Genomic DNA, 9,005 nt, shown 5'->3' with positions numbered 1-9,005 from the left:
CGGCCCGACCGGACCGCTCGGCCCGACCGGACCGCTCGGCCCGACCGGACCGCTCGGCCCGACCGGACCGCTCGGCCCGGCCGGACCGGGCCACGACCGGCGCTCGTCGCTGACACGTTCGTCTCGGACCCTAGCGAGACGGTCCGGGACCCCATTGCCGCGGTCCCCGCCGCTGCGGACCGGGGCCGGACGGTCCCGGACCGCCGGGACCACGAGGCGGCAACCGGCGACGGCGGCCCGCAGGTGGCGGCGCTGGTCCCGGCCGCCCGGACCGCCGCCCGCGCCCTTACTGTCGAGAAGACATCGCTATCCCGCAAGGCCCTCGCCGGACAGCTGCGCCTGGACGGGCATCAGCTGTCAAACGCCACCGAATCGGCGCTCGTGCGCGTCGAGATCACTCCACCGGCACCGACCGCGCCGGAACTGCCGCGAATGGAGGCGCGTGACCGAACCACGAGGTCCTCTGTCAGCCCGGGTCGCCGCTGTCAGACCAGTTCTTTCGTCTGGCAGCAAGCCGGCGACCTGACAGAACCTGGCAGAACCTGACAGAACTGTCACCGCGACGTCGCCCGCCGCGGCTGTCTGGGCGCAGCAGCGAGGGCGCGCATCGAAAGCCCATCCGCATTCCTGATCGAGGAGCTTCACGCATCATGACCCTGCACAACGACCATCACCTGCGTCGCCAACGCCGTCACCGACCCGGCTCACGCAGACTTTCAGCGCACCGTTACGTCTGACGCGGTGTGACCCGCCGTTACGGTGTCGATGTCGGTCCCCGTTTCACCGTCCGCCTTGATCCCGACCCCCAAACGGACCCCCCGTACTCGCTCACAGCCCAGGTCAACACCACTCTCATCGCTCCTGATCGGCTCCAGACACACCCTCATGTGTGGGGTGTCCCCCCAGGGGACGCCCATGCGTAAACCGCTACCGGCTCCGGACCCGCTGCTGCGTCTACAGGCCAGCATCACCGCCCGCGACGACCGGCTCCTCGGCTGGCTCTACGACCATGGAGTCCTCACCACCGATCAGATCGGCGCCGCACTGTTCCCGTCCCTGGACTTCGCCCAACGCCGGCTACGCCGCCTCACCGTCCTGCGTGCGACAGACCGGTTCCGACCCAACCGGGCCTACGGCGGGTCCTACCCCTACCACTACGTCCTGGACCAGCTCGGCTACGACCACGTCCACGCCCAACGCGGACTCGGACGACCACGCCCGGGCGAGACAAGGGCGCGGGCAGCACACAGCCAGCGTCACATATCGGCGACCACGCCGGTACTCACCCATCTGTCAGCACGGAGCTCCGGCGACAGGCCAGCGATCCAACCGCGCACTCACACCAGCCACGCGACGTGACAGATCGCGTGAGTCGCGACCCCGTTCGCTTCCGCAGCCACCGGAGGTACTCTCCGCAGCCCTCGCCCCTGTCGTCGGTTCATCGCTGTCTGAGCGAGCGGCACAACCCGGCTGATCAACCCTGGTGCCAGTTCCCAGGAGAAGGGGTCCGCTGACCCGCCTGGTCAACGCCGTCATGATGGCCGGGGTACGCCTCGTGCCGGCCCCGAGCAACCGGTCGGCCGCCGTGGCCCACAACATCCCCCTCGAACCGGACCAGTACCTCGCCGGCCCACCCGGTCGTGGCTACCTCTGCACCGGCGATGCCCCGGTGCTGATGCAGGTAGCAGCATGCGGGTCACCCCCACGTCCCGGCGTCGCTTGACGCGGGCCGCGAGCTGGATCGCGGCGGCCGTGCCCTCGTGGACGATCGGTACCGGCGCAGGAGACGCTTGGCTTCCCTGGCCGTCCCCACGGAGGGTGCCATCATTGGTTGAGACGCTATGGAGCTGATGTCACCAACGATTCACCCGATCGCCCTGCCCGCCTGAATCGTTGGCGACATCAGCTCCACAGGCTCCGAACTCCACTGCCGGCACCCCAGGTCGGCCTGGTCGTCAAGGGCAACACCCGTAGCCGTCAGCCGGGCCTCGGCTGCGGGTCACTGCCGAAGGTCAGCTCCATCGACCGGAGAAAGGGCGAGCGCCGGCACATCCGGAACCGGCCCCAGAACGCGCCGAAGCGCCCGCCCCCAGTCGATGGGACGGGCGCTTCGCTGTGCAGGATTCGTCAGCCCACCACCGACCGCAGCGGCACCCTGGCGTCGCGCAGGGCGCGCACCAGATCACTCGCGAACGGGTGTTCGTCCACCTGGAGTCCCTGCGGGTTCGGGATCACCACGTACGCCGAGCTGCCCTTCGCGGACGCCAGGGCGTCCGTGGTAAAGCGTTCGACGATGGCCCGGGTGCGCGGGAGGTCGCCCGCCGCCACCTCAATGGTGATCGGCCGCCACCCGCCACCCAGGTCCGCCGCCACCGGCGCGGCGGCAGCGCTGGTGCGCGCCGGGTCGATGCCCGGCGTGCGCCGGGCGTCCGGCGCGGTAGTCGCGCCCGCCGGGTAGAGCAGCGCGTTGGCCACCAGGTGCAGACCATTCTCGTTGTACGCCCGGAAGAGCGGGTTGAACGCGAACAGCACCGCCCGACCGGCGCCGGTCGGCTCGTCGACCAGTGCCGCCGTCCCCTTCAGCGCGTCGCCGCCCACGGTGTAGCCGTTGGCCCAGAAGGTGTCGCCCGCCGGGTAGCGGAGCACGTTGGTCCCGGTGGTACTCGGGTTCAGGATCGGGTCGCTGTTGTTGAACTCGAAGTCCTCCGCCGGGCGGCCCAACGCGACCGGGCTGTCGTGGTCGACGTCGACCCGCAGATGCGAGCCGATCACCTGGTACCCGGCCGGTTTTGGCTTCTCGGTCGTGGAGGTGAGCCCGGCCGCCCGAGCCACCCGGGTGCCCTCGTTGCGCAGCCCGATGTAGGTGTGGCCTTGCGCGACCCAGTCGCGCAGGTTGGCCTGCCCCGCGCCGGTGAGGCCACCGGTCGGGCTGCTGCCGTCCGGCACCAGCAGGACCGTGCGTCCGGTGAACGCCTCGGTGTTGTCGTTGATGTCGGCCGTGGTGACCGGCGTGAGGTCCAGCCCCCACCGCTTGCCGAGCACGTACCGGGCCTCACCGTGCGAGCCTGACGTGGTGGAGATGCCGGTGCCCTGGAACAGCCCCACGTCCGGCAGGTCGAGCGGGGTCCCGCTGGCGCGCCCGCCCGGGGTGAGGGTCACCCCGAACGAGTCGGCCAGCTCGTCGACCGTACGGCTCAGCCTGCTCGCCGGCAGGGCCACCGCGCTGGTCTCCAGGTTGCGCACGAGCGGCACCCCACGGCCGAGCAGGGCGAACGTGAACTCCGCGGCCGCCGCCGAGTCCAGCGGGTACGCGTACGAGCCCCACGGCCGCGCCAGCCCGCTGCGACCGCCGGAGATCGTGCGGACCAGCTGCGCCTTCGGCCGGACGTTGTCGCCGGTGTAGATGGTGGAGACACCCATCAGCAGCGGGTTGCTCCAGGAGGACACGTCGTAGAAGTAGGGGAAGGGAACGTACGGGTCCTCGCCCATGATCGCCTGGATCCAGTGTTTCTGCGGCTGGTCCATCGGGATCCAGTACGCGCCCTTGGGCACGGTCACGTTGGTGGCCGTCCGGCCGCCGAAGACCCGCGCGGTCGGCACCCGGGTCGGCTTCTGCACCTCGTACACCTCGACGTCCATCCGGCGCAGCCGCTCGACGAGCTGGCGGACGTCGGCGAGCTGCCGGTCGGGCAGCAGGAAGTACGAGCGGATCTTGATGTCGGGCACCGGGAACTGGACCTCGTTGGTGGGCTGGACCACCTCGTTGGGCTCCAGCGTGCCCGCCCTGCCCTGGGCGAGCGCGTCGGTCCAGATGTCGAAGTAGTCGGTCAGCACCTCGTGCTTGTTCGCCGCGGCCCAACCGAGCGTCGCCCACTGGGTGTGGAACTGCTGCTGGACCCGGTCGGCCACCGCCGACGCGCTGCCCTTCTCGTACGTCATGCCGGCCGCGCCGAAGCCCGTGGTCGGCACGGTGTCGCCGTAGCCCATGAAGAACATGTCGTACGTGTCGTAGTTGAAGTAGCACTCGATGCTGTCGTCGTCGACGCAGGCGCCGTTGTAGCCGAAGCCGGCCTTGTTGGCCTCGCCGATCCGGTTGATCCAGTCCACCGCCTCGCCGGCGATCTCGTGGTGGATCGGGTCCGCGTTGGGCGGGAAGAAGTACTGGCGGCCACCCATCTCGTGGGCGTCGATGAAGACCTGCGGCGGGTATCGGCGCAGGAGTTCGAGCTTGCCGTCGGTCTCCTGCTGGGTGCGGGCGAACCAGTCCCGGTTCATGTCGAAGCCGAACTCGTTCTGCCGCCTGGTCGCGTCGCGGCCGTCCGGGTTCTGCGTCGGGACGATGACGGTGACCAGGTTGTCGTTGCGCTTCACGACCGCGCACGACAGGCCGGCGGCCAGCTCGTACAGCGTCTTGAGCGCGGCGTCGGTGCCGCTCTTCTCGCCGCCGTGCACGTTCGCGGTGACCCAGACGATGGCCGGGCTGTCCTTCGCCGTCCGGGCGGCCGTCCTCGCGCTGGTCCGGCGCGGATCCCGTAGGTCACGCACGTCGTCGGCGATCCTGCGCAGCGCGGACGGCCGGACGTTGCGCTCGTTGGACACCACCGCGTACGGCAGCGGCTGACCGAGCACGCTGGTCGCCATCACCCCGGTGGCGACCCGGTCGGAGGCGCCGTCCACCGCTCCCAGGTAGGTCCGGACCTCGTCGTTGGTGACGACCCGCTCCTGACCCACGCCGAGCGGGAAGCCGAGCACGGTCTCCGGGGCGGGCACGGTGCTCAGACGTGCCGTCGGGTCGGTGCTGCATCGGGGGGACTGTGCCGCGCTCGCGGCGGATGTGCCGCTGAGCAGGGGAATCGTGCCGAGCAGGAGTGTGATCGCGGCGGCACTCGCCAGCCGCCTCGTGGGGACCGTCCAGGACGGACGCATCGATGGGGCCATGTCTTTGTTTCCCTTCTCGGGAAAAGCCTCGCAGTGGCCGGAGCCTATGAATCGCGGATACCCGGGTCAAGGTCTGATCGACTTTGATGATTGCGTGGGGTGCCGGCGGCGGCGCTGGCTGGCAGGATGGCGGTGTGCGGATGTCTCGCCTGGAAGGAGGAGACGGTGCTGGCCTCTCAGGAGACGATCACGCTGTCGGTCTTCCCCGATCTTCCATCTGCCGACGCTCGGCGTTCTCTGGCGTCCTGGCTGCGGTCCGAGGACCGGCTTCGCGAAAAGGTGACGGCGGCGCCCGCCGCCGGTTCGACGACGTCGTCCGGCGACACGTCGGCGGAGGGTACGGACGTGCTGCTGGTGGCGGTCGACAGCGGCGGGGCTGTCATGGTGCTGGTCCAGGCGATCGCCGGCTGGTTGACCCACCGTCGCGAGGACGTGACGGTGAAGCTCACCCGTCCGGACGGATGGTCGGGGGAGTTGGACGTGCCCCGGGCCCGTGACATGGACGAGGTGACCGCGCTCATCGAGGCCGCGGTACGCGCGGTGGCATCCGAGCAGGGGTAGACCGAGCTGATCGATCGCGGTCTGGCGCACGGACCACCGGCCCGCCGCCGACCGATGAATCGGTCGACGACGGGCCGGGGGACTGCCGCAAGCGATACGGCTACCAGGTCGTCAGCCCGAGGCCGATCGTCTTGGTCAACGTGGCGTTGTCGTCGTCGCCGTCCAGCGACCAGATCATGGCGCCGGCCAGGCCGGCCCGCCGGATGTAGAGCGTCTTCTGCAGCACGACCGCCGGGTCGTCGTACGTCCAGAACGTCGTACCGTCGAATAGCCAGGCGTGCCCGGAGCGCAGGTCGCGGTGCACGGTGTAGCCGTTGCCGGCCAGGGTCTTGAGCTTCTTGTAGTCCTCGTACCCGGCCTCGAAGGTGGCCGGCGCGGGCCCGGTGGCCGGCTGGAACAGGCCGTTGCCGCCGCCGGTGACGCCGGTCCAGCCGCGACCGTAGTACGGGATGCCGAGGACCAGTTTGTCGCGCGGCGCGCCGCGGGTGATCCAGCCGTCGATGGCCACCTCGGCGGAGAAGTCCGGGTTGTCCGGAGCACCCGCCGGTACGCGTAGCGCGGACTGCTGGTTGGTCACCGCGTCCCAGCCGCCGTGGAAGTCGTACCCCTGCACGGTGGCGAAGTCCAGGTACTTGAAGATCTTGCGGCCTTCGTAGCCGGCGTCCATGGTCGCGGGGTTGGCCGGCAGGAAGGCGGTCAGCGCGTAGTGCTCGCGGGTCGTGCGCCCGTACGCGTCGAGTTGCCGGCGGAATTCGGCGAGCAGCTTGGTGAAGTTCTCCCGGTCCTCCGGGCGGATGACGTTGCCCGGCTCGCCGGCCCAGTTCGGCCACTCCCAGTCGAGGTCGATGCCGTCGAAGACGCCGGCGGCGGCACCCGGCCCGCCCGCGGCGCCGTCGCCGCCCGGCAGGTTGCCCTTGAGGTAGAGGTCGATGCAGGAGGCGACGAACGCCTTGCGGGAGGCGTCGGTGAGGGCGGCGTTCGAGAAGTACGTCGACCAGCTCCAGCCACCCAGCGAAATCAGCACCTTCAGATCGCGGTGCTTGGCCTTGAGCTTGGCCAGCTGGCCGAAGTTGCCGTTGAGCGCCTGGCCCGGGGCGTCGGCGACACCGTCGACGCTCTCCTCGGCCGGCACCGGACGCTGGTAGTCGGCCCACGCGTCACCCTCGCCCGGCCCACCGTCGACATAGCAGCGTCCGTCCTCGCTGACGTTGCCGAAGGCGTAGTTGACGTGGGTGAGGCGACTCGCGGCCCCGGAGGTGTCGAGCTTCTTGACCGGGAAGGCCCGGCCGTAGATGCCCCACTGGGTGAAGTAGCCGACCCGGTGGTAGCCGGCCCGGCGGTCGGGTTTGTCACCCGCGCTCGCGGCGGTTGGCGGGGCGGCGGTGATCAGCATGGCCGCAAGGGCGACGACGGCGGTCAGGCGGCGGTGGCGGAATGGTCGCATCGGCACACTCCCACGAGGAATGGAGCGGAATTAGTAAAGAGTCTTGCCTGATTGATGAAGTTAAGCCGATCACCGTCGACGGTCAAGAGCCGTCCGGCCACATGGGGGATGGCGGAGCCGTTACCGGGTGGTAACGATGTTGTGTCATGGACTCAGCCCTGACTCTGATCGGTCTGCCCATCGCCCTCGGCATCATCATGCTCGGCCTGGGTCTCGGACTGACCATTGCGGACTTCCGCCGGGTCGCCCAGCACCCGAAGGCCGCCGTCATCGCGCTGGTGTGTCAGGTGCTGGTGCTGCCGGCGCTCTGCTTCGCCCTGGTCCTCGCCTTCGACCTGGCGCCCGAGCTGGCCGTCGGGATGATGCTGCTGGCCGCTTCCCCCGGCGGCACCACGGCCAACCTCTACAGCCACCTCTTCGGCGGGCACGTGGCCTTGAACATCACCCTGACCGCCATCAACTCGGTGCTCGCCGTGTTCACCCTGCCGATCCTGGTCAACCTGTCGGCGGCGTACTTCCTGCCCGACGGGAAAAGCATCGGCCTGCAGTTCGACAAGGTGTTGCAGGTCTTCGCCATCGTGCTCGTCCCGGTCGCGATCGGGATGCTGATCCGGGCCCGGGTACCCCGGGTCGCCGACCGCCTGAACCGCCCGGTTCGGATCCTGTCCGTCGTTGTGCTCGTCGCGGTGATCGCCGGCGCCGTGCTCGGCGAGCGGGAGAACATCGCCGACTACTTCGTCTCGGTCGGCCTGGCCGTGCTCGCCTTCAACCTGCTGAGCCTCGCCATCGGGTACGGCGTGCCCCGGATGGCCGGGGTCGACCGGAGCGCCGCCACCGCGGCCGGGTTCGAGATCGGCATCCACAACAGCACCCTGGCCATCACGATCGCGCTCAGCCCGGCGCTGCTCAACAACACCCAGATGGCGATCCCCGGGGCGGTCTACGGCATCGTCATGTTCTTCACCGCGGCGGCCTTCGGCTACCTGGTGACCCGCGCCGGCGCGCCGGCCGTCACCACCGTGCAGCCCTGACCGTGGTGTCGCTGGCCCGGCCGCCGGTGCCGCCGGCCGGGCCGCGTTGGTCAGCCGATCTGGTTGTTGTCCTTGAGCGCACCCCAGCCGTGCCAGCGGTCGATCTCGATCAGGGCGCTGACCCGAGCGCGCTCCCGCCGTGGGTACGTATTTCCCGTGTAGTGCTGGGACAACCGGTCGATGTCGGCGAGGCCCTCGTCCGGCCGCAGTTCGGCGACGTGCCCGATGATGCTGACGTGGGTGTACCAGCCAGCTTCGTCCAGCACGGTGAGGGAGACCCGGGGGTCGTTCCGGACGTGCTCCAGCCGGCGGCGGCTCTCGTCCATGTTCACCAGGATCCGGCCGTCCTCCCACAGGTACCAGGTGGCGGCGGACACCGGCTGACCACCGTTGCGGAGCGTGGTCATGACGGCGGGGTTCGGCTTCTGCAGCATGGCGACCGCGGCCTCGGGAAGCGGTGGCTTGGACATGAAGTCTCCTCTTCGCGTCAGGGTTACCCCTGCACGTTACGCACGTGCCGCCCCGGTCGCCGGGGGATGAGGATTGCGGCGGGGTAGCGGTCGATGACGAACCCACTGGACCAGCGGCTGCCAGGTGTAGGGCCGTCTCGCCTCACGGCGTGGGGGTGGTCGAGGGCGTCGCTGCGCCGATCAGTCCGCCGAAGAAGACCATCATCGTGAGCATGATCATGGGGGCGACGAAGACGTACCCGAGGACCAGGCCGGCGACCGCCATGCCGCGCCCGGACTTCATGCTGTTGCGAGTGTCGTGCAGGCCGACGTGGCCGAGGACGACGGCGAGCAGGCACGGCACCCCGAACAGGCACCACCCGCCGAGCACGCCGAGAATTCCGAACACCAGCGACGTCACGGCCAGGCTGGAGGTGGGCGGGCCGTGCACGACGATGTGCGCCGGCGGATACCCGATCGGCGGGTACGGGCCGGGGCTGGCCGGCGGGGCCGATGCCGGCAACGTGGGCCGGTGGGGGTCATAGCCGGGGTGGTAGCTCATGGTCACTCCTGTACGGGTGG

General features: G+C 69.9%; 6 protein-coding genes and 1 pseudogene. 3 read left to right on the top strand and 4 right to left on the bottom strand.

All coding sequences use genetic code 11. The annotated features are described in order from the left end of the window. Positions 1 to 915 precede the first annotated feature (915 nt). Positions 916 to 1,293, top strand: a pseudogene (locus ACWD6N_RS14640) (replication-relaxation family protein); the annotation flags it as partial. Positions 1,294 to 2,127: 834 nt separating this feature from the next. Here the strand turns inward: ACWD6N_RS14640 and ACWD6N_RS14635 are convergent. After that, a complete protein-coding gene (locus ACWD6N_RS14635) occupies positions 2,128 to 4,938 on the bottom strand; it encodes a M14 family zinc carboxypeptidase (protein ID WP_450004910.1) in 2,811 nt (936 codons plus the stop codon). A 165-nt stretch (positions 4,939 to 5,103) separates the two neighbouring features. Here ACWD6N_RS14635 and ACWD6N_RS14630 point away from each other — a divergent pair, with 165 nt between their 5' ends. Further along, positions 5,104 to 5,499, top strand: coding sequence for an effector-associated constant component EACC1 (locus tag ACWD6N_RS14630; RefSeq protein ID WP_450004908.1), 396 nt, complete (start codon positions 5,104 to 5,106; stop codon positions 5,497 to 5,499). A 100-nt stretch (positions 5,500 to 5,599) separates the two neighbouring features. On the opposite strand, the gene ACWD6N_RS14625 is transcribed toward ACWD6N_RS14630, so the two are convergent. Next, a complete protein-coding gene (locus ACWD6N_RS14625) occupies positions 5,600 to 6,943 on the bottom strand; it encodes a glycoside hydrolase family 18 protein (RefSeq protein WP_450004907.1) in 1,344 nt (447 codons plus the stop codon). A gap of 146 nt (positions 6,944 to 7,089) precedes the next feature. Between ACWD6N_RS14625 and ACWD6N_RS14620 the strand changes: the two genes are divergently transcribed. Further along, entirely contained in the window at positions 7,090 to 7,974 is an 885-nt protein-coding gene (locus tag ACWD6N_RS14620) for a bile acid:sodium symporter family protein (protein WP_450004906.1), read from the top strand. A 50-nt stretch (positions 7,975 to 8,024) separates the two neighbouring features. On the opposite strand, the gene ACWD6N_RS14615 is transcribed toward ACWD6N_RS14620, so the two are convergent. Then, positions 8,025 to 8,444, bottom strand: coding sequence for a PPOX class F420-dependent oxidoreductase (locus ACWD6N_RS14615; RefSeq protein WP_450004905.1), 420 nt, complete (start codon positions 8,442 to 8,444; stop codon positions 8,025 to 8,027). A gap of 142 nt (positions 8,445 to 8,586) precedes the next feature. Beyond that, the gene (locus ACWD6N_RS14610) at positions 8,587 to 8,985 is read right to left on the bottom strand and encodes a DUF4190 domain-containing protein (protein ID WP_450004904.1); all 399 of its coding nucleotides are present in this window, start codon (positions 8,983 to 8,985) and stop codon (positions 8,587 to 8,589) included. Positions 8,986 to 9,005: the final 20 nt, after the last annotated feature.

This window comes from Micromonospora sp. NPDC005163 (genome assembly GCF_053599835.1).
Note: the sequence above shows the minus strand (reverse complement) of the source record. Positions and strands in the feature narration are given on the sequence as shown.